26 protein-coding genes are annotated in these 25,867 nt (G+C 72.3%); 9 read left to right on the top strand and 17 right to left on the bottom strand.

Going from position 1 to position 25,867, the window contains the following annotated elements:
* Positions 1-4: 4 nt before the first annotated feature.
* From BMW85_RS35015 to BMW85_RS35005, 3 genes are read right to left on the bottom strand one after another with little or no spacing between them, the layout of a single operon-like run.
* On the bottom strand, positions 5-517 hold the full coding sequence (locus BMW85_RS35015; protein ID WP_091090236.1) for a mycothiol transferase: 513 nt from the start codon (positions 515-517) through the stop codon (positions 5-7).
* Positions 514-2,250, bottom strand: a complete 1,737-nt coding sequence (locus BMW85_RS35010; RefSeq protein WP_245775241.1) for a glycerol-3-phosphate dehydrogenase/oxidase — start codon at positions 2,248-2,250, stop codon at positions 514-516. The genes BMW85_RS35015 and BMW85_RS35010 overlap by 4 nt, the downstream gene beginning before the upstream one ends.
* 48 nt (positions 2,251-2,298) lie before the next feature.
* Positions 2,299-3,069, bottom strand: a complete 771-nt coding sequence (locus tag BMW85_RS35005) for a DeoR/GlpR family DNA-binding transcription regulator (RefSeq protein WP_091090231.1) — start codon at positions 3,067-3,069, stop codon at positions 2,299-2,301.
* A 125-nt stretch (positions 3,070-3,194) separates the two neighbouring features.
* Here BMW85_RS35005 and BMW85_RS35000 point away from each other — a divergent pair, with 125 nt between their 5' ends.
* From BMW85_RS35000 to BMW85_RS34985, 4 genes are read left to right on the top strand one after another with little or no spacing between them, the layout of a single operon-like run.
* The gene (locus BMW85_RS35000; protein WP_091090229.1) at positions 3,195-4,067 is read left to right on the top strand and encodes an SIS domain-containing protein; all 873 of its coding nucleotides are present in this window, start codon (positions 3,195-3,197) and stop codon (positions 4,065-4,067) included.
* Complete coding sequence (nagA, locus tag BMW85_RS34995; protein ID WP_091090227.1) at positions 4,064-5,197, top strand: N-acetylglucosamine-6-phosphate deacetylase; 1,134 nt, start codon at positions 4,064-4,066, stop codon at positions 5,195-5,197. Before BMW85_RS35000 ends, nagA begins: the two co-directional genes overlap by 4 nt.
* On the top strand, positions 5,197-6,096 hold the full coding sequence (locus tag BMW85_RS34990; RefSeq protein ID WP_091090224.1) for a 1-phosphofructokinase family hexose kinase: 900 nt from the start codon (positions 5,197-5,199) through the stop codon (positions 6,094-6,096). The genes nagA and BMW85_RS34990 overlap by 1 nt, the downstream gene beginning before the upstream one ends.
* Positions 6,097-6,105: 9 nt before the next feature.
* Positions 6,106-6,930 carry a class II fructose-bisphosphate aldolase gene (locus tag BMW85_RS34985; protein WP_091090223.1) on the top strand — a complete coding sequence of 275 codons (825 nt, stop codon included), beginning with the start codon at positions 6,106-6,108 and terminating at the stop codon, positions 6,928-6,930.
* Between the two features lie 23 nt (positions 6,931-6,953).
* On the opposite strand, the gene BMW85_RS34980 is transcribed toward BMW85_RS34985, so the two are convergent.
* From BMW85_RS34980 to guaB, 5 genes are all read right to left on the bottom strand, one after another.
* The gene (locus BMW85_RS34980; RefSeq protein ID WP_245775240.1) at positions 6,954-7,751 is read right to left on the bottom strand and encodes a phosphotransferase family protein; all 798 of its coding nucleotides are present in this window, start codon (positions 7,749-7,751) and stop codon (positions 6,954-6,956) included.
* 24 nt (positions 7,752-7,775) lie between these two features.
* Positions 7,776-8,597 carry an alpha/beta fold hydrolase gene (locus BMW85_RS34975; protein WP_091090219.1) on the bottom strand — a complete coding sequence of 274 codons (822 nt, stop codon included), beginning with the start codon at positions 8,595-8,597 and terminating at the stop codon, positions 7,776-7,778.
* Entirely contained in the window at positions 8,594-9,178 is a 585-nt protein-coding gene (locus BMW85_RS34970; RefSeq protein WP_091090217.1) for a TetR/AcrR family transcriptional regulator, read from the bottom strand. The genes BMW85_RS34975 and BMW85_RS34970 overlap by 4 nt, the downstream gene beginning before the upstream one ends.
* A gap of 110 nt (positions 9,179-9,288) precedes the next feature.
* A complete protein-coding gene (locus BMW85_RS34965; RefSeq protein WP_177241039.1) occupies positions 9,289-10,410 on the bottom strand; it encodes a GuaB3 family IMP dehydrogenase-related protein in 1,122 nt (373 codons plus the stop codon).
* A gap of 4 nt (positions 10,411-10,414) precedes the next feature.
* Positions 10,415-11,896, bottom strand: coding sequence for an IMP dehydrogenase (gene guaB, locus BMW85_RS34960; protein WP_091090213.1), 1,482 nt, complete (start codon positions 11,894-11,896; stop codon positions 10,415-10,417).
* Between the two features lie 482 nt (positions 11,897-12,378).
* On the opposite strand from guaB, the gene BMW85_RS34955 reads away from it, so the two are divergent.
* Together BMW85_RS34955 and BMW85_RS34950 are read left to right on the top strand one after the other, a co-directional pair.
* Positions 12,379-13,389, top strand: coding sequence for a helix-turn-helix transcriptional regulator (locus tag BMW85_RS34955; RefSeq protein WP_091090212.1), 1,011 nt, complete (start codon positions 12,379-12,381; stop codon positions 13,387-13,389).
* A 136-nt stretch (positions 13,390-13,525) separates the two neighbouring features.
* Positions 13,526-13,903, top strand: a complete 378-nt coding sequence (locus BMW85_RS34950; protein WP_091090209.1) for a DUF5319 domain-containing protein — start codon at positions 13,526-13,528, stop codon at positions 13,901-13,903.
* Positions 13,904-14,207: 304 nt separating this feature from the next.
* Here the strand turns inward: BMW85_RS34950 and BMW85_RS34945 are convergent, their stop codons facing one another.
* The 5 genes from BMW85_RS34945 to BMW85_RS34925 form a co-directional block, all read right to left on the bottom strand.
* Entirely contained in the window at positions 14,208-14,843 is a 636-nt protein-coding gene (locus BMW85_RS34945; RefSeq protein ID WP_085995996.1) for a sigma-70 family RNA polymerase sigma factor, read from the bottom strand.
* A gap of 257 nt (positions 14,844-15,100) precedes the next feature.
* A complete protein-coding gene (locus tag BMW85_RS34940) occupies positions 15,101-15,769 on the bottom strand; it encodes a DUF7711 family protein (protein ID WP_091090206.1) in 669 nt (222 codons plus the stop codon).
* Positions 15,770-16,032: 263 nt separating this feature from the next.
* Complete coding sequence (groL, locus tag BMW85_RS34935; RefSeq protein WP_091090202.1) at positions 16,033-17,652, bottom strand: chaperonin GroEL; 1,620 nt, start codon at positions 17,650-17,652, stop codon at positions 16,033-16,035.
* Positions 17,653-17,721: 69 nt separating this feature from the next.
* The gene (gene groES / locus BMW85_RS34930; RefSeq protein ID WP_020542252.1) at positions 17,722-18,033 is read right to left on the bottom strand and encodes a co-chaperone GroES; all 312 of its coding nucleotides are present in this window, start codon (positions 18,031-18,033) and stop codon (positions 17,722-17,724) included.
* 198 nt (positions 18,034-18,231) lie between these two features.
* Positions 18,232-19,182, bottom strand: a complete 951-nt coding sequence (locus BMW85_RS34925; RefSeq protein ID WP_091090199.1) for an NAD-dependent epimerase/dehydratase family protein — start codon at positions 19,180-19,182, stop codon at positions 18,232-18,234.
* A 90-nt stretch (positions 19,183-19,272) separates the two neighbouring features.
* Between BMW85_RS34925 and BMW85_RS34920 the strand changes: the two genes are divergently transcribed.
* The 3 genes from BMW85_RS34920 (at position 19,273) to BMW85_RS34910 (ending at position 23,343) form a co-directional block, all read left to right on the top strand.
* Positions 19,273-19,869, top strand: a complete 597-nt coding sequence (locus tag BMW85_RS34920) for a MarR family winged helix-turn-helix transcriptional regulator (RefSeq protein ID WP_091090197.1) — start codon at positions 19,273-19,275, stop codon at positions 19,867-19,869.
* An 11-nt stretch (positions 19,870-19,880) separates the two neighbouring features.
* Positions 19,881-21,056 carry a THUMP-like domain-containing protein gene (locus tag BMW85_RS34915; RefSeq protein ID WP_091090194.1) on the top strand — a complete coding sequence of 392 codons (1,176 nt, stop codon included), beginning with the start codon at positions 19,881-19,883 and terminating at the stop codon, positions 21,054-21,056.
* Positions 21,057-21,249: 193 nt separating this feature from the next.
* The gene (locus BMW85_RS34910) at positions 21,250-23,343 is read left to right on the top strand and encodes a hypothetical protein (protein WP_091090192.1); all 2,094 of its coding nucleotides are present in this window, start codon (positions 21,250-21,252) and stop codon (positions 23,341-23,343) included.
* Positions 23,344-23,378: 35 nt separating this feature from the next.
* Here BMW85_RS34910 and BMW85_RS34905 read toward each other — a convergent pair whose 3' ends face one another.
* Genes BMW85_RS34905 through tsaB form a run of 4 tightly spaced genes read right to left on the bottom strand, consistent with a single transcriptional unit; the run spans position 23,379 to position 25,776 of the window.
* Positions 23,379-23,576 carry a hypothetical protein gene (locus tag BMW85_RS34905; RefSeq protein WP_218156067.1) on the bottom strand — a complete coding sequence of 66 codons (198 nt, stop codon included), beginning with the start codon at positions 23,574-23,576 and terminating at the stop codon, positions 23,379-23,381.
* 38 nt (positions 23,577-23,614) lie between these two features.
* Positions 23,615-24,646 (bottom strand): tRNA (adenosine(37)-N6)-threonylcarbamoyltransferase complex transferase subunit TsaD, encoded by a 1,032-nt coding sequence (tsaD, locus tag BMW85_RS34900; RefSeq protein WP_091090190.1) that lies wholly within the window; start codon positions 24,644-24,646, stop codon positions 23,615-23,617.
* Positions 24,639-25,088, bottom strand: coding sequence for a ribosomal protein S18-alanine N-acetyltransferase (gene rimI, locus BMW85_RS34895; protein WP_281249641.1), 450 nt, complete (start codon positions 25,086-25,088; stop codon positions 24,639-24,641). Before rimI ends, tsaD begins: the two co-directional genes overlap by 8 nt.
* 10 nt (positions 25,089-25,098) lie before the next feature.
* Entirely contained in the window at positions 25,099-25,776 is a 678-nt protein-coding gene (gene tsaB, locus BMW85_RS34890) for a tRNA (adenosine(37)-N6)-threonylcarbamoyltransferase complex dimerization subunit type 1 TsaB (protein WP_091090188.1), read from the bottom strand.
* Between the last annotated feature and the right edge of the window lie 91 nt (positions 25,777-25,867).

Below are 25,867 nucleotides of genomic sequence, written 5' to 3'. Positions count from 1 at the left end.
CTCATCAGCGGGCGGCCCCCGGGGCCGCCCGCTGATCCGCCTCGGCCAGCTCGCGGGCGATGTCGAGGTGCCCGGCGTGCCGCATGTACTCCTCCAGCACGTGGAACATGATCCACCCGAGCGTCGGAGGCTCCTCCTCGCGGAAGCGGCCGATCCGCGAGGCCCGGTCCGGCAGTCGCCCTGCGGCGACCAACTGACGTGAACGCTCGCACTGCGCCAGGTAGAACGCCTTGACCTCGGCGAACGACTCGCCGGTCCTGAGCGCGCCGGACTCGTCGCGGTCGTCGTCGGGATCGTCCAGCGGCTCGCCCGCGTGGTCCCACACGAACCAGCGCCGCTCCATGGACGCCAGGTGCTTGAGCATCGCCACCGGCGTCCAGCCGGACGGCACCCGGCTCACCTCGGGGTCGGGGAAGCCCTCCAGCAGCCGCAGGACCTCGGCGCGGTAGTGGTCGAGGTAGCCCTCCAGCAGCTCACGCGGGTCGGAGAGCTGCCGCGACGGCTCGCCGCCGCTCATGCCCGGTCCGGGACGACGACGGGGACGATCTCCGGCGCGCCCAGCCGGATCGCGTCCGCCTCCTGGTCGGAGTCCTGCTCCTGGGAGCGGCGTTCGGCCTCGACGCGCTTGGTGAAGTACTCGACCTCCCGCTTGACCTGCTCGTCGTTCCAGCCGAGCGGGCCGGCCAGCAGCTCGGCGGCCTCCTGCGCCACCGCCTGGCCCCGGTGGAAGGTCTCGATCGAGATGCGGGTGCGCCGGGTCAGGACGTCGTTGAGATGCCGGGCGCCCTCGTGGGTGGCGGCGTACACGATCTCGGCGCGCAGGTAGTCGTCGGCCCCGTTCAGCGGCCTGGCCAGCGACGGGTCCCGCTCGATCAGCTCCAGCACCTCGTCGATGAGCGAGCCGTAGCGCTGGAGCAGGTGCTCGATCCGCGCCACGTGCAGGCCGGAGGAGTGGGCGAGGCGGTGCCGGGAGTTCCACAGCGCCTGGTAGCCCTCGGCGCCCACCAGCGGGACGCGGTCGGTGCACGACGGCGGCACCCGCTGGTCCAGGCCGTGCGCGACGGCGTCCACGGCGTCGCGGGCCATCACCCGGTAGGTGGTGTACTTGCCGCCGGCGATCATCACCAGCCCCGGCACCGGATGCGCGACGACGTGCTCGCGCGACAGCTTGGACGTCTCGTCGGACTCGCCCCACAGCAGCGGGCGCAGCCCGGCGTATACGCCCTCCACGTCGTCACGGGTCAGCGGCGTCGACAGCACCGCGTTGACGTGGTCGAGCAGGTAGTCGATGTCGGCGCGGGAGGCGGCGGGGTGCGACTTGTCGAGCGTCCAGTGGGTGTCGGTGGTGCCGACGATCCAGTGGCGGCCCCACGGGATGACGAACAGCACCGACTTCTCGGTCCGCAGGATGATCCCGGTCAGCGAGTGGATGCGGTCGCGCGGCACGACCAGATGGATGCCCTTCGACGCGCGGACGTGGATCTGGCCGCGCCCGCCGACCAGCTCCTGGATGTCGTCGGTCCACACGCCGGTCGCGTTGACCACCTGCTGGGCCCGGATCTCCTGCTCGGCGCCGGACTCCAGGTCGCGCACGCGCACGCCGGTGACCCGCTCGCCCTCGCGCAGGAAGCCGACGACCTGGGTGCGCGGGGCGACGTGCGCGCCGTACTCGGCGGCCGTGCGCAGCATCATCATCACGTAGCGGGCGTCGTCGACCTGGGCGTCCCAATACTGGACGGCCCCGGTGAAGGCCGACTTCTTCAGCGCCGGGGCCAGCCGGAGCGCGCGCGAGCGCGACAGGTGCCGGTGGCCGGGAACGCCCCGGGTCAGGCCCGAGGCGAAGCCGAGCATGTCGTACAGTGCCACTCCCGCGCCCACGTACGGCCGCTCCCACAGGTGGTGCGTCAGGGGGAACAGGAACGGCACCGGCCTGACCAGGTGCGGCGCGATGCGCTGGAGCAGCAGCGAGCGCTCCTGCAACGCCTCGCGCACCAGCTCGAAGTTGAGCTGTTCCAGGTAGCGCAGTCCGCCGTGGATGAGCTTGGACGAACGGGACGAGGTGCCGGAGGCGAAGTCCCGCGCCTCCACCAGGCCCGTGTCCAAACCGCGGGTCACCGCGTCGAGCGCGACCCCCGCCCCCACCACTCCGCCGCCGACCACGACCACGTCCAGCTCACGCGCGGCCATCCGCTCCAGCGCCGCGGCACGCTCGGCTGGACCGAGCCTGGCCGCACCCATCCCCGAGGCCATAACACTCCCTGATAGCGTCCTGAGCCCCTACATACCCACAGATAAGCCTCAGGCGCGTACGACCTTCACCCCGGCGTCGCTGAGCGCGCCCGCCAGCTCGTCGGAGAGCCGGTCGTCGGTGACCAGCGTGTCGATCCTGGTGATGGGGCAGATGCGGGAGAACGCCCGCTTGCCGATCTTGGAGGAGTCGGCCACCACGACGACCTGCGCGGCCCTGCTGATCAGCAGGTTGTTGACGCTGGCCTCGCCCTCGTGGTGCGCGGAGGCGCCCAGCTCGACGTCCAGGCCGTCCACGCCGAGGAAGGCGATGTCCAGCGTCACCTGCTCCAGGACGCCGGAGGCGAGCGGGCCGATCAGCTCGTACGACTGCTGCCTGGCCACCCCTCCGGTCACCACGATCTTGACGTGCTGGCGGACGGTCAGCTCGGCGGCGATGTTGAGCGCGTTGGTGACGACGGTGAAACCGCTCTCCAGGGCGGGCCGGATCGCCAGGGTGCGGGCCAGCTCGGAGGTGGTGGTGCCGCCGTTGAGCCCGACCACCGCGCCGGGCGGGACCAGCTCGGCGGCGGCCATGGCGATGCGGTTCTTCTCGTCGGCGTGCCGGGCGGTCTTGTAGCGCAGCGGGAGGTCGTAGCTGACGCTCTGGGCGACCGCGCCGCCGCGCGTGCGCATGAGCATCTGCTGCTGCGCGAGCTGGTCGAAGTCCCGCCTGATGGTCGCGGTGGACACCTCGAGCGCCTGGGCCGCGTCCTCCACCGTCAGCCGCCCCTCCTGGGCGAGCAGTTCGAGGATGGCGTTCCAGCGGTCGTAGCGGGACACGTGGCCTCCTAGCGGATGTGGTCCGCAGCAAGCGTGGCACACCGGGAGGGGTGGAGCCACCACTGCCCAATCTTGCACTTTCCTGCTATAAAAGATGCAGAAACAATCAATCCTGGGGAGGCCGGGTGACCACCCACACCGAAGCCGAGATCGCGTCCCAGCCAGAGTGCTGGCGGCGTGCCGTCGCGAACGTCCCCGCGGACGCGCTGCCGCGCGAGGGCGAGCGGGTCGCCGTCGTCGGCTGCGGCACCTCGTGGTTCATCGCGATGGCCTACGCCACGCTCCGCGAGCGGGCCGGGCACGGCGAGACCGACGCCTTCGCGGCCTCCGAGTTCCCGGTCGGCCGCGCCTACGACCGGGTGCTCGCGCTGAGCCGCTCCGGCACCACGACCGAGGTGCTCGAGCTGCTGGGCCACGTCAGCGCGAGGATCACGGCCATCACCGCCGACCCCAAGACGCCGATCATGGAGGCGGCCGGCGACGTCGTCGTGCTCGACTACGCCGACGAGCGGTCGGTCGTGCAGACCAGGTTCGCCACCACGCAGCTCGCGCTGCTGCGCGCGAGCCTCGGCGAGGACCTGACCCAGGCCGTCGCCGACGCCGAGGAGGCCGTGGCCGCACCCCTGCCCGCCGAGCTGGTGGAGGCCGAGCAGTTCAGCTTCCTCGGCGCGGGCTGGACGGTCGGGCTGGCGCAGGAGGCGGCGCTCAAGATGCGCGAGGCGTCCCGGTCGTGGACGGAGGCGTACCCGGCGATGGAGTACCGGCACGGCCCGATCAGCATCGGCGCCCCCGGCCGCGTCACCTGGATGCTCGGCGAGGCCCCCGAGGGCCTGCGCGCGCAGGTCGAACGGACCGGCGCGACGTTCGTCGAGAGCCGCCTCGACCCGATGGCCGAGCTCATCCGCGCCCAGCGGGTGGCGGTCGCCCGCGCCTTCGCCGCCGGGCTCAACCCCGACGAGCCCATGCACCTCACGCGATCTGTGATCCTTTCTCCATGAGCCTTACTCTCGCCGACGCCCGGATCGTGACCACCGAAGGTGTGCACGAGGGGTGGCTGACCATCGAAGACGGCCGGATCACGCACGTCGGCCAGGGCAGCGCCCCCGGCCCCGGCCTCGCGCTCGGCGGCCGGCACGTCGTGCCCGGCTTCGTCGACGTGCACAACCACGGGGGCGCGGGCGGCTCCTTCCCCACCGGCGACCTCGACCAGGCGCGCACCGCCGTGGCGCTGCACCGGCGCCACGGCACCACCACCACGATGGCGAGCCTGGTCAGCGACGCGCCCGAGGGCCTGGCGAGGGCCGCGGCGGCGCTGGCCGAGCTCTGCGAGGAAGGACTGCTGGCCGGCATCCACTTCGAGGGCCCCTACATCGCGCGCGGCCGCTGCGGCGCGCACGACCCTGCGGCGCTGCGCGAGCCGTCGCCGCAGGAGTTCGCCGAGCTGGTCAAGGCCGGGCGCGGGCACGTGCGCATGCTCACCATCGCGCCCGAGCTGCCCGGGGCGCTCGACACGATCCGGCTGGCCGTGGCCGAGGGCGTGATCGCCGCCATCGGCCACACCGAGGCCGACTACGACCTGACCATCGCCGGCATCGAGGCGGGCGCGAGCCTCGCCACCCACCTCTACAACGCCATGCCGCAGCTCGGGCACCGCGCGCCCGGCCCCATCGCGGCCCTGCTCGACGACGAGCGGGTGACGGTCGAGCTGATCAACGACGGCGTGCACGTGCATCCGGCCATGCTGCGGCTGGCGTACGAGGTGGCCGGGCCCGGCCGCACGGTGCTCGTCACCGACGCCATGTCGGCCGCGGGGCTCGGCGACGGCGACTACCAGCTCGGCTCCATGCGCGTACGCGTCGACGACGGCGTGGCCAGGCTCGCCGAGGGCGGCTCCATCGCGGGCTCCACCCTCACCATGGACGTCGCCTTCCGCCGGGCCGTGCGCGAGCTCGGCCTGTCGCCGCCCGACGCCGTCCAGGTGACCGCGCTGACGCCCGCGCGGGTGCTCGGCCTGGCCGGGAGCATCGGCTCGATCGCCGCCGGCAAGGCCGCCGACCTGGTCGTGCTCTCCTCCGACCTGGAGGTGGACGCGGTCATGAAGGACGGCGTCTGGGTCACGGAGCCCTGATGATCCTCACGGTGACGCTCAACATGGCGCTCGACGTGACCTACCAGGTGCCCGCCGTCGAATGGGACGGCGTCAACCGGGTCGGGACGGTGCACCGGCGTGCGGGCGGCAAGGGCGTCAACGTGGCCCGCGTACTGGCCGCGCTCGGCCGGGAGGTGCTGGTCACCGGCCTGGCCGGCGGGCCGACCGGACAGGCCGTCGAGGACGACCTGCGCGCGGCGGAGCTGCCGAGCGCGGTCTTCGCCGTCGCGGGCGACTCCCGCACCACGCTCGCGGTCTCCGAGACCGGCGAGCGGCCGGCGACGACGCTGTTCAACGAGCCGGGCCCCGAGGTCACGGGCGAGGAGCTGGCGGCGTTCACCCGGCACTACACCGAGCTGGCCACCCGCGCCGAGGTGGTGGTGCTCTCGGGCAGCCTGCCGCGCGGCGTCCCCGCGGACTTCTACGCCACGCTCAGCGGCCTCACCGCCGCGCCGGTCATCGTGGACGCCGACGGCGACCCGCTGCGCCACGCCCCCAAGGGCCGGCCCGCGGTCGTCAAGCCCAACGCGGAGGAGCTGGCGAGGGCCGTGCCCGGCGCGCCCGAGGAGGGCGCGCGGGCGCTGCGCGACCAGGGCGCGGAGTCGGTCGTGGTGTCCCTGGGCGCCGACGGGCTGCTCGCCGTCACCGGCGAGGGAACGTTCCGGGCCCGGATGCCCTACACCGTGCGCGGCAACCCCACCGGCGCGGGCGACTCGCTGGTCGCCGGGCTGGCGCTGGGCCTGGCCGAGTCGACCCCGTGGCCGGACCGGCTGCGGCGGGCGGCGGCGCTCGGCGCCGCGGCGGTGGCCGCCCCGGTGGCCGGCGACTTCGACCGCGACGTCTACGCCGCCGTCCTTCCCCAGATCGTCATCACGTAAGGAGCGACCATGCCCCTCTCCCCCATCGGCGACATCGTCCGTCAGTCACCCGCGGGGGTGGGTGCCTTCAACGTGATCCAGCTTGAGCACGCCACCGCCATCGTGGCCGGGGCCGAGTCCCTGGGCCTGCCGGTCGTGCTGCAGATCAGCGAGAACTGCGTCCGCTACCACGGCGCGCTGGAGCCGATCGCGCTGGGCGCGCTCGCGGTGGCCCGGCGCGCCGCGGTGCCGGTCGCCGTGCACCTCGACCACGCCACCGACCGCGCGCTCGTCGAGGAGGCGGTGGAGCTGGGCCTGGGCTCGGTCATGTACGACGCCTCCGCCCTGCCCGACGAGGACAACGTCCGCACCACGGCCGAGGTGGCGGCCTGGTGCCACGGACGCGGCGTGTGGGTGGAGGCCGAGCTGGGCGAGGTCGGCGGCAAGGACGGCGTGCACGCGCCCGGCGCGCGCACCAAGCCGCACGAGGCCGTCGACTACGTCGCGCGGACCGGCGTGGACGCGCTGGCCGTGGCCGTCGGCACCTCCCACGCCATGACCACCAAGTCCGCCGAGCTGGACCTCGGCCTCATCGCCGAGCTGCGCGGGGCGGTGCCGGTGCCGCTGGTGCTGCACGGCTCGTCGGGGGTGCCGGACGACACCCTGCGGGCCGCCGTGCGGCACGGCATGAAGAAGATCAACATCGCCACCCATCTGAACAAGGCGTTCACCGGCGCGATCCGCGACTATCTCGGCCATGACGAGCGGGTGGTCGATCCGCGCAAGTACGTCAAGGCGGGCCGCGACGCGGTGAGCCGCGAGGTCAGCCACCTGCTGGGCGTACTGGCTGGCTGAGTCTCAGGCGTACGGGCCGAGTGTCAGGCGTCCAGCCGCGCCAGCACCCGCTCCGCCTGGCGCCGGAAGGTGCCGGGCGGGTTGCGCGGATTATCCGGGTCGTCCTGCGCGAGCAGGAAGAGCCAGACCAGTGCCTGCAACCGGCGGCACCCGCGCAGCCGCCGCTCCTCCGCCGCGCCCAGCTCCAACCGGGCGACGAGCTCCGCCCCGACCTCCGCCCGGTTGTCCACCCACATGGACACGTGCTCGGCCAGCTCCGCCAGCTCGTACGCCAGATCGCTGCGCCCCGAGTCCTCGAAGTCGACCACCCGCACCCGGCCGCCGTCCCACAGGAAGTTGGCCAGGTTGCCGTCACCGCCCCCGAACACCGGCCGCACCCCGCTCCCGTCCGGCCGCCACCCCTCCAGCCAGCGCAGCCCCTCGCGCACCGCCCGGTCGGCGAGCGGGTCGCGGGAGCGCCACCGCGCCCCCTGCCCGCGTAGCCAGTCGCGGACCGCCTCGCGCTGCCACGGCCGCACCGGCACCTCCCGCAGCACCGGCCGGGGAACGGCGGCGTGCAGCTCGGCCAGCGCCCCGGCCAGGGCCGTGAGGTGCTCGCCCGTCACGGGCAGCCCGCGCAGCGGCTCCCCGGCGAGGCGGCTCATCCGCACCACGCCCGGCTCGAACGCCATCGGCTCAGGCGCGAGCCCCGGCGCGTGCTCGGCCAGCAGGGTGAGCGCCCGCCACTCCCGCTCGGCCGCGCCCGGCTTCGAGGCGCGGTAACGCTTGGTGACGACGTCGCCGTCGAACGCCACCTCGTGGGTGTGCTGAAGATCGGCCATCCCGCGCATGTTAGGGCAGGCGGCTCAGCCCCGCAGCGTCCGCGCCAGCAGCTCGCCGAACTCCTCGGGCGCCTCGGTGTAGCCGCCGTGCCCGCCGGGGAACTCGGTCAGCTCCCGCCCGAGCCGCCGGGCCAGCTCCGCCGCCGGCCGGTAGGGCAGATGCCCCCGCGTCTCCCGCCCCGCCGCCAGCACCAGCCGGTCGGCGACGGCCGCCAGCGCCTCCAGGTCGGGCTCGTACGCGGTGAACTGCCGCAGCTCGTGCTCCATGAACAGCGGCATGTTCGCCACCGTCCTGACCACCCGCTCGGCGGCCCTGGGTGACAGCGTCGCCGGATCCGGCAGCGGCCTGAGCGTGCCGCCGATGCCCTCGCTCATGTACGCCCCCGCCGCGGCCAGCCCCTCGGCCCGGTAGATGTCGTACACCCTGCCGAAGAACCCCAGCTGCTCGGCGGCGTCCGGCAGCACCGCCACGCACGGCGGCTCGTGGACCACGGCCCGCCGCACCCGCCCGGGATGGCGGGCGAGCAGGTCGAGCACGACGATCGCGCCGTCGCTGCCGCCGAAGACGTACGCGCTGCCGCCGCCCAGGTGGTCGATGAGCCGGGCGCAGTCCTCGCTCTGCGTCTCCACCCGCTGGTCCACGGGCTCGGGGCTGTCGAGGCGGCTGCGGGAGTAGCCGCGTGGGTCGGCGGCGACCACGGTGAAGTCGCGGGCGAGCACGTCGGCGATGCCGTCGAAGGTGCCCGCGTCGCCGCCCCCGCCCGGCACCAGCAGCAGCATGGGGCCCGTGCCCCGCACCTCGTGGAACAGCTCGGCGCCGGGGACGCGCAGCGTGCCGGTCTTCATCGTTCCTCCTTGCTCGCCCTGGGCCAGTGCGTCAGCAGCACGTGCAGGGCCTCGATCGCCTGGTCCCAGGACGCGTCCACGTCCCGGGAGTGCTGGAAGCCGCCTGCGGCCTCCAGGCTGGTGTAGCCGTGGAAGGTGCTGCGCAGCAGCCGCACCGCGTCGGTGAGGTCGGGCTCGGCCAGGTCGTAGGCGCGCAGCATCCCGTACGTCAGCTCGCCGGTGCGCAGGAACGGCGCCAGGTCTGCGACCTGCGCGAGGTCCACCTTGCTCTGCGTGGCGGCGTAGCGGCCGGGGTGGCGCAGGGCGTACGAGCGGTAGGCGCCCGCGAAGGCGGCGAGGGCGTCCTTGCCCGACCGCCCGGCCACGGCCGCCGCGATGAGGTCCACCATCTCGCCGGCGGCGAGCACCGCCACCCTGGTGCGCAGGTCGCGCAGGTTCTTGACGTGCGAGTAGAGGCTCGCGTCCTTGACGCCGAAGTGCCGGGCCAGCGCCGACACGGTGACGTTGTCGAAGCCGACCTCGTCGGCCAGGTCGGCCGCCGCCCGCGTGATGCGCTCGGCCGTCAGCCCCGCTCGCGCCATCCGCTCTCCTAATGCCTCTAGCTTCCTTCCTAGGATGACTAGGTTAGCAGAGCCAAAAAGAACGGCCCGCCTCCCGGTGATGGAAGGCGGGCCGTCGCGTCGCGGGACGGTCAGCGCTGGATCGGCGAGACGACGACCTCGACGCGCTGGAACTCCTTGATGTCGGAGTAGCCCGTGGAGGCCATCGTGCGCTTGAGCGCGCCCATGAGGTTCATCGAGCCGTCGGCCACGCTGGAGGGCCCGTGCAGGATCTGCTCCAGCGTCCCCACGGTGCCGAACTCGACCCGCCGCCCCCTGGGCAGGTCGGGGTGGTGCGCCTCGGAGCCCCAGTGGAAGCCCCGGCCGGGCGCCTCGGCCGCGCGGGCCAGCGGCGAGCCCACCATGACGGCGTCGGCCCCGCAGGCGATGGCCTTGGCGATGTCGCCGGAGGTGCCCATGCCGCCGTCGGCGATGACGTGGACGTAACGGCCGCCGGACTCGTCCATGTAGTCGCGCCGTGCCGCCGCCACGTCGGAGATCGCCGTGGCCATCGGCACCGCCACGCCCAGCACGTTGCGGGTGGTGTGCGAGGCGCCGCCGCCGAAGCCGACCAGCACCCCGGCCGCGCCCGTGCGCATGAGGTGCAGGGCCGCGGTGTAGGTGGCGCAGCCGCCCACGATGACCGGGACGTCCAGCTCGTAGATGAACTGCTTGAGGTTGAGCGGCTCGGCCCGCCCCGAGACGTGCTCGGCCGAGACGGTGGTGCCGCGGATGACGAAGATGTCGACGCCCGCGTCGATCACGGCCTTGTGGTATTGGACCGTGCGCTGCGGCGACAGCCGGACCGCCGTGGTGACCCCCGAGGCGCGGATCTCCTCGATGCGCCGGCCGATCAGCTCCTCCTTGATCGGCGCCGCGTAGATCTCCTGCAGCCGCCTGGTGGCCGCCTCGGCGTCGAGCGCCGCGCACTCCTCCAGCAGCGGCTGCGGGTCCTCGTAGCGCGTCCAGAGCCCTTCGAGGTCGAGCGGGGCAAGGCCGCCGAGCCGCCCGATCTCGATGGCGGTGGCCGGCGACACCACGCTGTCCATGGGCGCGACGACAACGGGCAGCTCGAACCGGTAGGCGTCGATCTGCCAGGCGATCGAGACCTCCTCCGGGTCGCGGGTCCGCCGCGAGGGCACCAGACCGATCTCGTCCAGCGCGTACGCCCGCCGCCCGGTCTTCCCCCGGCCGATCTCCACCTGCTGAGTCATGAACTTACCTTCTGTGATAGTTCGGAGCTTCCACGGTCATCTGGATGTCGTGGGGGTGGCTCTCCTTGAGGCCCGCCGCGGTGATCGGCATGAGCTCACAGTCGGTGTGCATCCGCTCGATCGTGCGGCATCCCGCGTACCACATGCCCTGGCGCAGCCCGCCGACGAGCTGGTGCGCGACGGCCGCGACCGGGCCGCGGTAGGGCACCTGGCCCTCGATGCCCTCGGGGATGAACTTGTCCTCGCCGCTGATGTCGCCCTGGGCGTAGCGGTCCTTGCTGAAGGAGGTGCCGCCGCGCTCGCGGTTGCGCACCGCGCCCAGCGACCCCATGCCGCGGTAGGACTTGAACTGCTTGCCGTTGATGAAGATCAGCTCGCCGGGCGACTCCTCGCAGCCGGCCAGCAGCGAGCCCAGCATGACCGTGTCGGCGCCGGCCGCGATGGCCTTGACGATGTCGCCGGAGTACTGGAGGCCGCCGTCGCCGATGACCGGCACGCCCGCGGGGGCGGCGGCCTTGGACGCCTCGTAGATGGCCGTGACCTGCGGCGCGCCCACCCCGGCCACCACCCGGGTGGTGCATATCGAGCCGGGGCCGACCCCGACCTTGACCGCGTCGGCGCCCGCGTCGACCAGCATCTGGGCGCCCGCCCTGGTGGCGATGTTGCCGCCGATGACCTGGACCTTGCTGTTGGCCTTGACCTTGGCGACCATGTCGGCCAGGCCCTTGGAGTGGCCGTGGGCCACGTCCACGACGATGACGTCGACCCCGGCCTCGATGAGCGCTTTGGCGCGCAGGTCGGCGTCGCCGCCGACCCCCACCGCCGCGCCCACGAGCAGCCGGCCGTCGGCGTCCTTGGTGGACAGGGGATACTGCTCGCTCTTGGTGAAGTCCTTCACCGTGATCAGGCCGCGCAGCCGGCCGTCCTCGTCGACCAGCGGCAGCTTCTCGATCTTGTTCTGCCGCAGCAGGGCGAACGCGTCGTCCCGCGACACCCCGACCGGGGCGGTGACCAGCGGCATCTTCGTCATGACCTCGCGCACCGGACGCGACTGGTCGGTCTCGAAGCGCATGTCGCGGTTGGTGACGATGCCGACGAGCCCGCCGGACACGTCCGTCACGGGCACGCCCGAGATCCGGTAGGTCGCGCACAGCCGCTCCACGTCGGCCAGCGTGTCGTCGGGGCTGCAGGTGACGGGGTTGGTCACCATGCCGGCCTCGGACCGTTTGACCAGGTCGACCTGCTGCGCCTGCTCCTCGACCGCGAGGTTGCGGTGCAGGATGCCTATGCCGCCCTGCCGGGCCATGGCGACCGCCATGCGGGCCTCGGTCACGGTGTCCATGGCCGCCGAGACGAGCGGGATGGACAACGTGATGCCGCGCGACAGACGGGAGGCCGTGTCGGCCTCGCCCGGCTGCAGGTCTGAATAGGCTGGCACCAGCAGCACGTCATCGAAGGTCAGTCCTGTTTCGGTGAACTTGGACATGCTGCGGCCCCCTCTGCCGTTGCGTTGATGCGCATCAGTCTATGGCCTGCCGCCAAACGCGTACCGCCGACCTCGCGCATCGCGCCCGGCCGACACGCGGATGCCGGGAGGACGATGACCCCCACGGTCCGTCGTACTCCCGGCATCCACCGCAACACAAAGTGCCGGGGGATGGGACGGTCGGTGATCCGTCCCATCCCCCGGCCACCGGCAACCCAATGCCGCGGCGCCACGCACCACCGAACCCCCCTCCGCGTCCTGATGGGCTGCGCTGCCGCACTCTGACGAGATGCCGACGCTACGTAAATCCTGCGTTACGCACCGGGAGCGCCGCAATGTCCATAGGTGCAGTTGCACGAAGCTGCACGCCGGGCGTGCCGGTGGCCGCGGGGGAACCGCCGGTCGTCGCAAGAAGCGGACAAGGGCGTCAAGCGGCGTTATTCTCACGGCACGCCCGTGTTCCCCCTACGGAGCCGCACACAATGCGCAACGAGTCCCGCACCCGGTCAGATCCGCTGGAGACGCTGGGCCTGGACCCGGCCCAGCGCACCCTCTACACCGCGATCCTGCGCCTGCACAGGGCCACGCGCACCGACATCGCCCAGGCGACGGACGGCCCCGTGGACAAGGTCGGCCGCCAGCTCGACGACCTGGTCAGGCTCGGGGTGGTGGACGAGCACTCCGGGGAGTACTTCGCCCGGCACCCCGCCGCCGCGCTCGGCCGGGTGATCGCCCAGCGCCTCGACCGGCTGGCCGAGGAGAGCCGGATGATCGACTCCGCCTTGGGCTCGATCCGCGGCCTGATCCGCGATTACGACGCCGGCCGCGACTACCAGAGCGGATCCTTCACGGTCGAACTCGCGAACGGCGCCGACGTGCTCTACGAAAGCGTCGTCGGGATCGCGGTGCAGTCGCCGGGGATGGAATTGGTGACGGCGATCCCCGATGAGCGCACTATGACGGATTTTGTCCGCAAATTTGCGGATCCCTGGATTGATGCGCAAAAACGAAAACTTCTCACGGTGTACGCGGTCATTCCCGTGGACACGCTCGCGCTGCCCGGCGTCCGCGCCCAGCTCACCGAGCTCATCGAGACCGGCGGCCAGGTGCGCACCCTGCGCCGGGTGCCGAGCTGGTTCATGACGGCCGGGCCGGAGGTCGCGGGCCTGCCGCCGTTCTGGGGCGGCAACCTGCCCGACCACGCCTACAACTTCTATCTGGTCCGCACCCCCGTGGTCGTCGGCGTGCTGCGCGCGCTGTTCGACGAGCTGTGGGGGCGGGCGGTGCCGCTCCCCTGGGGCCGCAAGGCCGAGGGGATGGTGCAGGTGCTGCGCCTGGCCGCGCAGGGCATGTGCGACGATTCCATCGCCCGCCAGCTCGGCGTCTCGGTCCGGACCGTACGCGCCCGCTTCGCCGACGCCATGTCCGAGCTGGGCACGCAGACGCGTTTCCACGCGGGCGTCGAGGCGACCAGGCGCGGCTGGCTGAGCTGACCAGGGGCGGGAGGTCTTCCGCGATGGCCTGGCCGAGGGCGGAGGATGACCGGGTCAAGACCGTCACCGGTGCGGGACACTCACCGCCGGTGTCAGATACTCACCGCGCGGGCCGCATCGGTCATATGGTGGGAAGGTGCTGGAAGACGTCCCCCGCGACCCGTTCGCGGACGACCCGAACGACCCTTCCTCGGCGATGGGCGCGCTCGACGACGCTGAGCCACTGACCGCGTCCGAACGTGACGAGGCCATCACCGACCTCGCCGACGTCGAGGTCTTCCGCTCCCTGCTCGAACCGCAGGGGGTGCTGGGTCTCGTGCTCGACTGCCCGGAATGCGGTGAGCAGCACTACTTCGACTGGGAGCTGCTGCGCGGCAACCTCCGGCAGATGATCGAGAAAGGCCAGCCACAGGTGCACGAGCCGGCCTTCCACCCCGACCCCGCCGACTACGTGACCTGGGAATACGCCAGAGGCTACGTCGACGGCGTCATCGACACGGAGGAGCGTCGCTGACCGAGATCATCAGGCGAACCATCGGAAGACTCTGAGGAGCGGCCCCGGCCCGCGTCGCCGACCTCGGAAAGCCGAGGCCGTCCTCCCAGGGCACAGAGCCCGCCCAGCGCGTCCCGATCCGCAGCTTCCCGCCCCACAGGGTCCCCATCCAGAACGTCCCGCCCCAGAACGTCCCGGTCCAGTACGTCACCGACCAGCGCGGCCAGCAGGCGCACCGCGGGGTCGCCGGCGTGACCCGAGCAGGGGCCGGGCAGCTCTCCACGACCGAGCACATCGAACAGCGCGTCGGTCTCGTGCTCTGGCGTCAAGCGGACTCCAGCTCCGCCATCTGCCGCAGCCTGGCCAGCGCCCGATGCTGGGCGACGCGGACGGCACCTGGTGACATACCGAGTACATTACCGGTCTCCTCGGCGGACAGACCGGAGACCACTCGCAGCAGCAGCAGCTCGCGCTGGTTCTCGGGCAGCCGGGCGAGCAGCCGGCGGGCGTGCTCGACCTCGATGTAGCGGACCACCGTCTCCTCCGGCCCCGGGCCCTCGTCCGGCCCGTCCGGCAGGTCCTGCGTCGGCACGGCGGAGCGCACCGAGCTGCGCAGCGCGTCGGCCACCTTGTGCGAGGCGATCCCGAAGACGAACGAGGCGAACGGCCGCCCCATGTCGCGGTAGCGCGGCAACGCGGACAACACCGCGATGCAGACCTCCTGGGCCACGTCATCGGCAATGTGATATTGCCCTGAAACCCTGCCCAGCCTGGCGCGGCAATACCGCACCACCATCGGACGCAACTCGCCGAGCAGGGATTCGATCGCGCTGCGATCCCCCTGTACGGCGAGGCTCGTCAGTTCCCTTAGGTCGGAGTCATCCGTCCGTGCCGGAAGTCTCGACGCGAGCCTTACCCCAATTTTGGCGTCGGCGACGCTTCCCTCGCTCACGATAGGCATGATGCCCTCACTGATCGGGCCTGTCGTCATCGCGAACGGCTACGGATTGGTCACATTGACGCGGCGATAACGATAGGTAATCGACCGATCACACTAAGCCTTTGGCCTGACATAATATTTCACCCGATAAGCCGATATGCACGACAATTGTCAGAGACAGACGCTTATCGCGCACCGCGGGTTTACGCCATTAATCCACCTTTTCCCACACTTCCCCAACCGAACAGAACTCCAGTCCGGGCACCGGCGGGCGAGCCCTAACGAGGCGCGCCGCCGCCGTCGCCGCCGTGGCCGTCGCCGTCCTCATCGCCCTTGTCGTCCTTGTCGTCCTCGTCGCCGACGTCCAGGAGCTCCAGATAGCCCTGCACCGCCTCCCACAGATGATGCTCCGGGTAACGGCCGACGCCGCGATGCTGCCGGCGCCACTTGCGGTCCCAGTAGGAGCGGTGCACCTCACGCAGGTGTTCGAGCGCCGCCTCCAACTCCTCCGCGGTGCGCGCCCGTACCTCCTGGCCGCTGTCCGGAGTCTCGCGCCGCAGCAGGCCGGCGCGGCCGTCGCGGAGGGCGTCGAGCACGCCCTGGTCCGTCCCCTCCTCCACGGACCAGAACCGCACCGGCTCCCTGATGTGGTGGTTCCACACCGGGTCCCGGCGGGAGCGCCACCAGTAGGCGATCCCTCCCTTGTCCAGCTCCAGGAAGTCCACCAGCCAGGCCGTCCCCGGCGGTTGCGAGCCCCAGGTGACCTCCTCGGGCGGCAGGTTCAGCACGAGAACCACCTCGAGGGCGTCCACCGGGTCGGCTCCCTCCAGCAGGTCGCCGAACACGTACGCCGCCCGCAGGAACGGCTCCGCCGCCGCCACCCGGCGCGTCTGGTCACACGTCTCGGCGAGCCGCCGCAGCCTCTGCACCGCCCGCCGATACTGCACCCCGCCACCTCCCGACGCCCAGCGTACGCACCCCGCCGGCCCGCCCCCCGCCAGACCCCGGAGCCGCCAGGTTTCGGAAACACCAGAGCCACGGAGCCGCCGAGGCCACGGAGACACCAGAGCCCCGGGGCCGCCGAGGCCACGGAGCCGCCGGGGCATCGACGCGGCCAGGGGCCCGGAAACCGCCACGGCCCGCCTCCCCCTCCGCCCGAAGGCGGCAGCGGGATGCGGGCCGTGACAGGTGTAGCGGAAGAAAGGGCCGATCAGTGGCCGTGGCCGTGACCGTGACCCTGACCGGCGGCCGGAGCCTCCTCCTCGGGCTTGTCCACCACGAGCGCCTCGGTGGTGAGCAGCATGCCCGCGATCGAGGCGGCGTTCTGGACGGCCGAACGGGTGACCTTGACCGGGTCGATGACGCCCTGGCCGATGAGGTCGCCGTACTCGCCGGTGGCGGCGTTGAGGCCGTGGCCCGCCGACAGCTCAGCGATCTTGTGCGTGACGACGTAGCCCTCAAGGCCGGCGTTCTCGGCGATCCAGCGGGCCGGCTCGACCAGCGAACGGCGGACGATGCCGACGCCCGTGGCCTCGTCGCCGCTCAGGCCAAGGTCGTCGAGGTCCTTGCCGACGTGGATGAGCGCGGAGCCACCGCCGGAGACGATGCCCTCCTCGATCGCCGCGCGGGTGGCGGAGATCGCGTCCTCAAGGCGGTGCTTCTTCTCCTTGAGCTCGACCTCGGTGGCCGCGCCGACGCGCAGCACGCACACGCCGCCGGCGAGCTTGGCCAGGCGCTCCTGCAGCTTCTCGCGGTCCCAGTCGGAGTCGGACTGCTCGATGGCGAGCTTGATCTCCTTGACGCGGTCCTCGATGGCCTGCGCGTCGCCGGCGCCGTCGACGATGGTCGTGGTGTCCTTGGTCACCACGACGCGGCGGGCGGTGCCGAGCACCTCCAGGCCGACGTGCTCCAGCTTGAGTCCGACCTCCTCGCTGACGACCTGGCCGCCGGTGAGGATGGCCATGTCCTGCAGCATCGCCTTGCGGCGGTCGCCGAAGCCCGGGGCCTTGACGGCCACGGAGCGGAACAGGCCGCGGATCTTGTTGACGACCAGGGTGGCCAGGGCCTCGCCCTCGACGTCCTCGGCGACCACGAGCAGCGGCTTCTTGGTCTGGGCGATCTTCTCCAGCAGCGGCAGGAAGTCCGCGATGGAGGAGACCTTGCCCTGGGTGAGCAGGATGTAGGCGTCCTCGAGGACGGCCTCCATGCGCTCGGGGTCGGTCACCATGTAGGCCGACAGGTAGCCCTTGTCGAACTGCATGCCCTCGGTGAACTCGAGCTCCATGCCCATGGCGTTGGACTCTTCGACGGTGAGGACACCGTCCTTGCCCACCTTGTCGAACGCCTCGGCGATCAGCTCGCCGATCTTGGCGTCCTGGGCGGAGATGGTGGCGACGTTGGCGATCTCGTTCTTGTCGCCGACCTCGCGGGCGCTGTCGAGCAGCTTGTCGCTGACCGCCTTCGCGGCCTTGTCGATGCCGCGCTTGAGCGACAGCGGCGAGGCGCCGGCGGCGACGTTGCGCAGGCCCTCACGAACCAGCGCCTGGGCGAGCACGGTGGCGGTGGTGGTGCCGTCACCCGCGATGTCGTTGGTCTTGGTGGCCACTTCCTTGGCGAGCTGGGCGCCGAGGTTCTCGTAGCGCTCCTCCAGCTCGATCTCACGAGCGATGGTCACACCGTCGTTCGTGATCGTCGGCGCACCGAACTTCTTGTCGATGACGACGTTGCGGCCCCGCGGGCCGAGGGTAACCTTCACGGCGTCCGCGAGGGCGTTGACGCCGCGCTCCAGCGCGCGCCGCGCGTTCTCGTCGAACTCCAGGATCTTCGCCATGCTGAAAGTCCTCTCCTGGCGTCGAAAGCCCCGGCCGCCCTAAAGCGCCCGGGGCTCGACGCATCCGGCCTACTTCTCGATGATCGCGAGAACGTCGCGGGCGGAGAGCACGAGGTACTCCTCGCCGTTGTACTTGACCTCGGTGCCGCCGTACTTGCTGTAGAGGACGATGTCGCCCTCGGAGACGTCGAGCGGAATGCGCTTCTCGCCGTCCTCGTCCCAGTTGCCCGGACCCACCGCGAGCACTCGGCCCTCCTGCGGCTTCTCCTTGGCGGTGTCAGGGATGACCAGGCCGGAAGCCGTGGTCTGCTCGGCCTCAAGCGGCTGAACCACAATGCGGTCGCCGAGCGGCTTAACGGGAACCTTGGTGGCGGTCGTCACGATCGGACCTCCCCTTCAGATGTGAATGATCAGAAGAGGCGACCAGCTGGGCCTGCCGTCGCGGGTGTCAGACCTGCCTCGTCGCACGTTGGCACTCTCAAGGGGAGAGTGCCAACAGGAAACATATGCAAGAGGGCCTTGACAGTCAACACGAACGCGTCCAAGTCTGCTGACAGCGATCGGAACAACGGGTGTCGATCAGGCGTACGAGCCCTCTGTGAGCTCGGCGACGACGCCCGGCCGGCTCGGGGCCCAGCCGAGCTCGCGGCGGGTGCGGGCGGCGCCGATCCGCTGGCCGAGGGCCAGGGCCTCGGCGAACTCGGCCCCGAGCGCCTTCGCGGCCTCCTCCAGCGGCCAGGGCTCGGCGACCTCCTTGACGCCGGCCGCGCGGGCCGCCGCCTCGGCCACGTCCGTGAGCGGCACTGCCTCCTCGCTCACGCCGTGGTAGACGGCCGGTCCGCCGCGCTCCACGACCGCCGCGACGAGGTCGGCGAGGTCGTCCACGTGCACGAACGTCCAGGTGGGCACCGTGCCGCCGGCCGAGACGTACACGCCGGTGCCGCGCTCGGCGGCCAGGCCGCGAAGGAGCGCCGGGATGCCGGAGCCCCGGCCGTGCACCACGCCCGGCCGTACGACGGAGCCGCCGCCGCCGAGCACCACCCGCTCCACCTCGTCCCGGTACGCCACGAGCGGAATCGGCCGGGCCGGGCTGCCCTCGTCCCCGCCGTCGATCGCGCCGAGCACCCAGACCCCGCTGAGGTACACCATCCGCGCCCCCGCGGCGGATGGGACACCGGCGACGGCGAGGTCGGTCTCACGGTCACCGGTGAGCTGCCCGGCGTGCACGACGACATCGAACCCCGCGCCGGCGCCCGCCTCGACGCCCTGCCCGGCGCCCGGCTCGATGCCCTGGCCGGCGTCCGAATCGACGCCCCGGCCGACGCCCTGGCGGGCGTCCGGCGCGAGCGCGGCCCGCAGCGCCGCCGGGTCCGACAGGTCGCCGTAGCGCTCGCCGGCCGCCGCCGGCACCCGTCTCGCGCCGTCGGCCGCCGGGCGTACGTACGCGGTCACCTCGTGGCCCCCCGCGATCAGCCGCTCGACCACGGCCGACCCGATGTAACCGGTCGCGCCGATCACTAGTACCCGCATCACTCTCACCTCAAAAAGTTCGACATCGAAGTCTTCCACGCCGAAGATAGCGTCCAGCGTCGAACATTTCAATGTCGTAGGATCGACCGCATGGACGACGCGATCGACGCGGTGGACGAGATCATCGGCCAGTGGGCGCTGGCCCGGCCCGGCGTCGACGTCTCCCCCACGGGCGTGATCGGCCGGGTCACGCGCGCCTCGCGGCTGCTGGACCGCGCCGCCAGGGAGTTCCTGGCCGAGCACGGGCTGGAGGCGTGGGAGTTCGACGTGCTCGCCACGCTCCGGCGCGCCGAGAACGTCCGCATGTGCATGAAGGACCTCTCGGCCGCCGCCATGGTGAGCCCCGGCGCGCTCACCAACCGCATCGACCACCTGCTCGATCGCGGGCTCGTCGACCGGTGGCCGGCCCCGGGCAACCGGCGGATGACGTTCGTCGGGCTGACCGACGAGGGCCGGCGGGTGGCGGACGACGTGCTCGAACGGCACGCGGCCAACGAGGCCCGCCTGCTGGCCGGGCTCTCCGCGGGCGACCGGGACACCCTGGCCGCCCTGCTCCGCAAGCTCCTGCTGTCCCTGGGCGACACCCCCGCCCTCTCGTGCACCCCCGGGGACGCCGCCGGGGACGCAGCCGCGAGCGGCACAGGGGCCGGCGCGAGCGGCGTCACGAGGGGTTCCGCGACGCGATAACGTCGGGCAACGTGGACCTCGACGCCTTCCGACAGCTCCTGACCTCCCGCGGCCGGCAGGCGCTCACCGAGGCCGTGGAGCTGACCGCCACGGGGGCCGATCCGGTCGCCGCCGCCACCAGGCTGCGCCGCACGTACGACGCCCCGCTCACCTCGGCCGCGCTCACCCAGGCGGCACTCCGCGAACGGGCGCGGGCGAAGTTCGGCGAGGACGCCGAGGTGATGTTCTTCACCCCGCACGGCCTGGAGCAGTCCACCCGCAAGGAGGTGGCCGAGCACCGCGCCCGCCGCCTGGCCGGAGCGAGCGTGATCGACGTCTGCTGCGGCGTCGGCGGCGACCTCCTCGCCCTGGCGCGCGCCGGCTGCACGGTGACCGCCGTGGACATCGACCCGCTGACCGTCGCCGTGGCCAGGGCGAACGCCGAGGCGCTCGGCGTCGCCGACCGGGTGAGCGTGGTCGTGGGCAACGCGGGGGCGGTGCGGCCGGAGGACTACGACGTGCTCTTCGCCGACCCCGCCCGGCGGACGGGGCGGGGCCGCACGTTCGACCCGCTGGCGTACTCACCGCCGTGGCCGACGGTGCTCGACCTGGTGGCGCGGGCCGACCGCGCCTGCGTCAAGGTCGCCCCGGGGATCCCCTACTCCTACCTCCCGGAGTCCTCCGAGGTCGAGTGGGTCTCCTACAAGGGGGAGGTCAAGGAGGCGGCCATCCGGACCGGCCCCGGCATGCGCTCGACGCGCCGCGCCACCCTGCTGCCCGGCGGCCACACCCTGGCCGCCGCCGGCCCCGAGAGCCTTGCCCCGGTCGGCGCGCTGGGCCGCTACATCTACGAGCCCGACGGCGCCGCGATCCGGGCGCACCTGGTGCGCGAGGTGGCCGACCTGGTCGGCGGGCGGCTACTCGACCAGCAGATCGCCTACATCGCCGCCGACGAGCCGATCGACACCCCGTGGGCCGCGCGTTACGCGGTGGACGAGGTGATGACGTTCTCGCTGAAGAAACTCCGGGCGGCGCTGCGCGAGCGACAAATCGGAAATGTCACCATCAAGAAGCGCGGCTCGGCTCTCGACATCGAACGACTCCGGGCAGACTTGCGGCTCAATGGGGAAAAGTCAGCGGTAATCATCCTGACTCGCATTATGGAGCGCCCATATGCGTTTATCTGCGACACCTCCCCCGCTGCCTGACCACGGACAACGGTCGATCTCTCGTCGGCCACGATCTTTCCGTTCGGCGCTTACTGACCTTGATCGAAGGGCTAAGGTTGGCGGGCGGGAGTTCTCCCCCTGATGCGGTTGTCGCGTTCTCGCCAATTCACGTGCAAACCGGACCTATCCCACCGCTGCGCGGCAGACCGCCGGCGAGCGAAGGAGCCTTTCGGTGGACAATTCCAACCACACGACCCTTCTCACGGCAGGGGGCTACACGAACGTCTCCGAGAGGATGCGAGACCTGCTCAACCGCGCGTCACAGGACCACGTCTACGAGCAGCGCACGCAGGGAGCCGTCCTCGACGAGATCCGCCAGCGGCTCGAAGGCATGGAGTGGCTGCTGCGGGAGGTGCGCGAGCGCGAGCTGGGCGGCCTCAGCGGCGCTCTGGAGTCGGTCAACGGGCGGCTGGAGGACATCTCCGTCAAGCCGCCGATGTGGGCGGAGGGGCTGGCACAGCACGTCGAGGCCGTACGCGACCACGTGGACGCCGTCGGCGACCGGGTCAGCCACGTGGACGCCCGCGTCGCCCCGGTGGCCGAGCTGCCGAGCCTCTGGGCCGATCTCGGCACCGTGGGCGAGAACGTCGACGAGGCGCTCAAGCGCCTGCAGTCCGTGCTGGAGACCACCGACGGCATCACCAAGGGCATGTCCGACTTCGCCGGCATGCTGGCCGGTCTCCATGCCGGCATGGAGGCCGCGGCGGGCCGCTTCACCAGGCTCGACAGGTCGGTGGCTGAGCTGATCTCCCGCACCGACCGGGTCGAGGCGGTCGTCGGCGAGCTGTCCGAGGGCGTCGACGACCGGCTGACCGCCACCGCCGAACAGCTCTCCGTCCAGGCCGAGGCCGTCGAGCAGCGCCTCACCGCGCGCCTCGACGACGGCGCGGCCCGCCTGGAGGAGACCGGCAAGCAGCTCACCGCCCGCCTCGACGCCACCGACCAGCGCCTCACCACCCGGCTCAAGGAGACCGACCAGCGGCTGACGGCCCGCCTGGAGGAGACCGACCGCAACCTGTCGGCCCGCCTCGGCGAGACCGACCGCAACCTCGCCGCCAGGCTCGACGAGACCGACCGCGCCCTCACCGTCCGGACGGAGGAGACCGACCGCGCCCTCTCCGCCCGCCTGGAGGAGACCGACCGCGCTCTCACCGCCCGCCTCGACGAGACCGACCAGCGGTTCACCGCCAAGCTGGACGAGGCCGCCGCCGGCGTGGAGGAGACCGGCAGGCGGCTCACCGCCCGCCTGGAGGAGACCGACGCGCGGGTGACCATCCGCCTGCTGGAGACCGACGAACGCCTCGACGGCCACCTCGCCGCCATCGAGCAGCGCCTCACGACCCGCCTCGACGAGACCGACCAGCACCTGGCCGTGCAACTCGGCGAGAGCGAGCAGCGCCTGACCATGCAGCTCGGCGAGAGCGAGCAGCGCCTGGCCGACCGCCTCGCGAGCGTGGACGCCAGGATCGACCGCGTCGAGGGCCGGCTGACCGGCCTGGACACCAGGCTCACCGGGTTCGACGGGCGGCTGGAGTCGACCGACGAGTGCCTGGCCGACATCGACACCCGTCTTGACGGCCTCGACGGCCGCATGGGCGGCGTGGACACGCGGCTCACCCACATGGACGGCCAGCTCGGCGCGCTCGGCCAGCGTCTCGGCACGGTGGACGGCCACCTGAGCCGGCACGACGACCGCTTCGACGCGCTGGGCACCCGCCTCGACGCCCGCTTCACCGCGCTCGACGACCGGGTGGCCGCCGCCGACCAGCGCATCGGCGAGACCGCCAACCGCAGCGAGGGCCACTTCAACAGGCTCGACACCCAGCTCGACGCGCTCGACGAGCGGTTGGGGGAGGCCGAGGAGCACCTGGGCGGACGATTCGACGGCTTCGACGCCCGCTTCGACGGCCTCGACACCCATCTCACCGGGCTGGCCGCCCGCGCCGGGCAGACCGGCGAGCACCTCGACGCCATCGACGGCCGCATCGACGCGGTCGGCCGCCGGGTCGACGGGCTGCCCGCGTCGCTGGGGCTGCCGGAGCTGCTCGGCTCGCAGGCCGGTGAGCAGGCCGAACGCCTGACGGCCGCCGCCGAAGCGCTGACCGAGCTGGTGGGCTCGCGCCCCGACCGGGACGAGCTGGCCCGCACCGTCACCGGCATCGTCGAGCCGGCCGCGGCCGACCTCACCAAGCGCCTGGGCGCGCTGGAGGAGACCATGCTGGCCCTGGCCGAGGCCCTCCTCCGCCCCACCCGGACCAAGGACTGACCAGGAGCATCACCGCAGAGGTGTGCAAGGGGTCTCTAAAGGTCGAGCTGGAGCGTCAGCATCTTGCGGGTCGGCAGGTGGCCGAGCGCGTCGTTGACGCCGCGCATGTGACGGTTGCTGTCGGCGGTGTCGGTCAGCAGGCCGTCGAGGTACGGGTAGCGCTCGCGTGCCTGCCGGACGGCCTCGGCCTTCATCCAGCGGACGAGGCCGTGCCCGCGGTGCTCGGGCAGCACGCCGGTGCCGTAGTGCTGGGCGTCGCCGTCCGGGGAGATCAGACGTGCACGGTGGTGATCGGCAGGGACGAGTCGGCCGGGATCTGCAGGCTGGACGGCGAGACGCCAGCCGCGATCAGGTCGGAGCCCAGCGCGGCCACCATCGCCCCGTTGTCGGTGCACAGCCCCGGCCGCGGCACCCGCAGCCGCACCCCGGCGGCTTCGCACCGCTCCTGGGCGAGCGCCCGCAGCCGCGAGTTGGCCGCCACGCCGCCGCCGATGAGCAGGTCGGACACACCGTACTTGCGGCAGGCCTGCAGCGCCTTGCGGGTCAGCACGTCGACCACGGCCTCCTGGAAGGAGGCGGCCACGTCGGGAACGTGCACGCTCTGCCCCGCCGCCTCACGCGACTCCACCCACCGTGCCACGGCGGTCTTGAGCCCGGAGAAGGAGAAGTCGAGCGTGCCATCGTCGATCTTGCCGCGCGGGAACGTGACGGCGGTGCCGGAGCCCTCGCGGGCGGCCCGGTCGATGTGCGGCCCGCCGGGGAACGGCAGCCCCAGCACCCGCGCCACCTTGTCGAACGCCTCCCCCGCCGCGTCGTCCACGGTCGAGCCGAGCGAGATGACGTCGCCGGTCACGTCGGGCACGAGCAGCAGCGAGGAGTGCCCGCCGGAGACCAGCAGCGCGATGCACGGCTTGGGCAGCGGCCCGTGCTCCAGCTCGTCCACGGCCACGTGCGCGGCCAGGTGGTTGACGCCGTAGAGAGGGACGCCGAGCCCGAGCGCGTACGACTTGGCCGCCGCCACCCCGACCAGCAGCGCCCCCGCGAGGCCGGGCCCGGCGGTGACGGCGATGGCGTCGATGTCGGTGAAGCGCAGCCCGGCCGCGGCCAGCGCCGCCTCCACGGTGGGCGTCATGGCCTCCAGATGGGCGCGTGAGGCGACCTCGGGCACCACGCCGCCGAACCTGGCGTGCTCGTCCATGCTGGAGGCGATGGTGTTGGCCAGCAGCGTGTGACCGCGGACGATGCCGATGCCGGTCTCGTCGCAGGACGTCTCGATGCCGAGCACCAGGGGTTCGTCAGCCATCCAGCTTCCTTCTCATCATGATCGCGTCGGTGCCGTCGTCGTAGTAGCGGCGGCGGGTGCCGATCTCCTCGAACTCGAAGCGCCGGTAGACCGCCTGGGCGCGCGGGTTGTCGGCGCGGACCTCCAGGAAGATCTCGCGCGCCCCCCTGCGCCGGGCCTCGGCCAGCAGCTCGGTGAGCAGGGCGCTGCCGATGCCGCGCCCCTGGTGCTTGTCGAGCACCGCGATGGTCTGCACGTCGGCCTGGTCGACGGCGGCGGCCAGGCCGGCGTAGGCGACGATCTCGTCCTCGTCCAGGGCCACCACGTAGTGGCGGGTGCGCGGCATGTCGTCCAGCTCGCCGCGCATCATGCCCTCGCTCCACGCGTCGAGCGGGAACGTGGCCCGCTCGATCGCCATCACCGCCGGCAGGTCGGCGATCGTCATGGGCCGCAGTGTCACCATGTCCGCCGCCTCACGCCGTCGCCCGCCCGCTCTCGCCGGGCGTGAGCACCTTCTTCGGGGCGCCGGGCACGACGGCGTCGGGGCGGCGCAGGTAGATCGGGCGCGCCGGGTCGAGCGGGGCGCCGGTCGCCAGCCGTTCGACGGCGAGGGCGGCCAGCGATCCGGCGTACGGGTAGGGCGGCGCCTCGTGGCCCTTGGCCTCCAGCACGTCGCGGTAGAGGTCGGCGCCGGCGCCGATGACCGGCAGCCCGTCAGCGGGGACGTCCGCGGGCCGGTCGACGGCCGGCCCGTCGAGCCGGGTGCGCAGGTCGGCGTAGCGGGCCCAGAAGACCTCCTTGCGCCGGGCGTCGGTGGCGGCGAGGAACGGCTCGGTCAGGCCACTGCCGTAGGCGAGCGCGTCGAGCGTGCAGACGCCGTAGGAGGGCACGCCGAGCGTGGTCGCGAGCCCCTGCGCGGTCATGAGCCCGACGCGCAGCCCCGTGTAAGGGCCGGGGCCGCTGCCGGCCACGACCGCGGTCACGTCGCGGAGCGTCGCGCGGGCCTCGGCCAGCACGAGCTCGATGGTGGGGGCGAGCAGTTCGCCGTGGCGCCGGGCGTCGATCGTCGTGTGCTCGGCGAGCACCCGCTCGCCGTCGTGGAGCGCGGCGGTGACGGCGGGTGTCGCGGTATCAAAAGCCAGGACCAGCACGACTGATTAGCCTACCCGTAGCGGACCACGCACCTGTCCGTAATGCTGTCAGCACGGGCCTGTAACGCCGCCCGCCCCGGCCCGCGACGCC

Source organism: Nonomuraea wenchangensis, assembly GCF_900111685.1.
In the GTDB taxonomy this organism is placed as follows: domain Bacteria; phylum Actinomycetota; class Actinomycetes; order Streptosporangiales; family Streptosporangiaceae; genus Nonomuraea; species Nonomuraea wenchangensis.
Note: the sequence above shows the minus strand (reverse complement) of the source record. Positions and strands in the feature narration are given on the sequence as shown.

Coding starts and splice junctions, on each gene's coding strand:
- BMW85_RS34955 (WP_091090212.1), top strand. CDS start 12,379: ATGCGCAACGAGTCCCGCACCCGGTCAGATCCGCTGGAGACGCTGGGC.
- BMW85_RS34925 (WP_091090199.1), bottom strand. CDS start 19,182: ATGCGGGTACTAGTGATCGGCGCGACCGGTTACATCGGGTCGGCCGTG.
- nagA (WP_091090227.1), top strand. CDS start 4,064: ATGAGCCTTACTCTCGCCGACGCCCGGATCGTGACCACCGAAGGTGTG.
- BMW85_RS35015 (WP_091090236.1), bottom strand. CDS start 517: ATGAGCGGCGGCGAGCCGTCGCGGCAGCTCTCCGACCCGCGTGAGCTG.
- BMW85_RS34980 (WP_245775240.1), bottom strand. CDS start 7,751: ATGGCCGATCTTCAGCACACCCACGAGGTGGCGTTCGACGGCGACGTC.
- BMW85_RS34965 (WP_177241039.1), bottom strand. CDS start 10,410: ATGACTCAGCAGGTGGAGATCGGCCGGGGGAAGACCGGGCGGCGGGCG.
- BMW85_RS34920 (WP_091090197.1), top strand. CDS start 19,273: ATGGACGACGCGATCGACGCGGTGGACGAGATCATCGGCCAGTGGGCG.
- guaB (WP_091090213.1), bottom strand. CDS start 11,896: ATGTCCAAGTTCACCGAAACAGGACTGACCTTCGATGACGTGCTGCTG.
- tsaD (WP_091090190.1), bottom strand. CDS start 24,646: ATGGCTGACGAACCCCTGGTGCTCGGCATCGAGACGTCCTGCGACGAG.
- rimI (WP_281249641.1), bottom strand. CDS start 25,088: ATGGTGACACTGCGGCCCATGACGATCGCCGACCTGCCGGCGGTGATG.
- BMW85_RS34990 (WP_091090224.1), top strand. CDS start 5,197: ATGATCCTCACGGTGACGCTCAACATGGCGCTCGACGTGACCTACCAG.
- BMW85_RS35010 (WP_245775241.1), bottom strand. CDS start 2,250: ATGGCCTCGGGGATGGGTGCGGCCAGGCTCGGTCCAGCCGAGCGTGCC.
- BMW85_RS34945 (WP_085995996.1), bottom strand. CDS start 14,843: ATGCCTATCGTGAGCGAGGGAAGCGTCGCCGACGCCAAAATTGGGGTA.
- BMW85_RS34970 (WP_091090217.1), bottom strand. CDS start 9,178: ATGGCGCGAGCGGGGCTGACGGCCGAGCGCATCACGCGGGCGGCGGCC.
- groL (WP_091090202.1), bottom strand. CDS start 17,652: ATGGCGAAGATCCTGGAGTTCGACGAGAACGCGCGGCGCGCGCTGGAG.
- BMW85_RS34975 (WP_091090219.1), bottom strand. CDS start 8,597: ATGAAGACCGGCACGCTGCGCGTCCCCGGCGCCGAGCTGTTCCACGAG.
- BMW85_RS34985 (WP_091090223.1), top strand. CDS start 6,106: ATGCCCCTCTCCCCCATCGGCGACATCGTCCGTCAGTCACCCGCGGGG.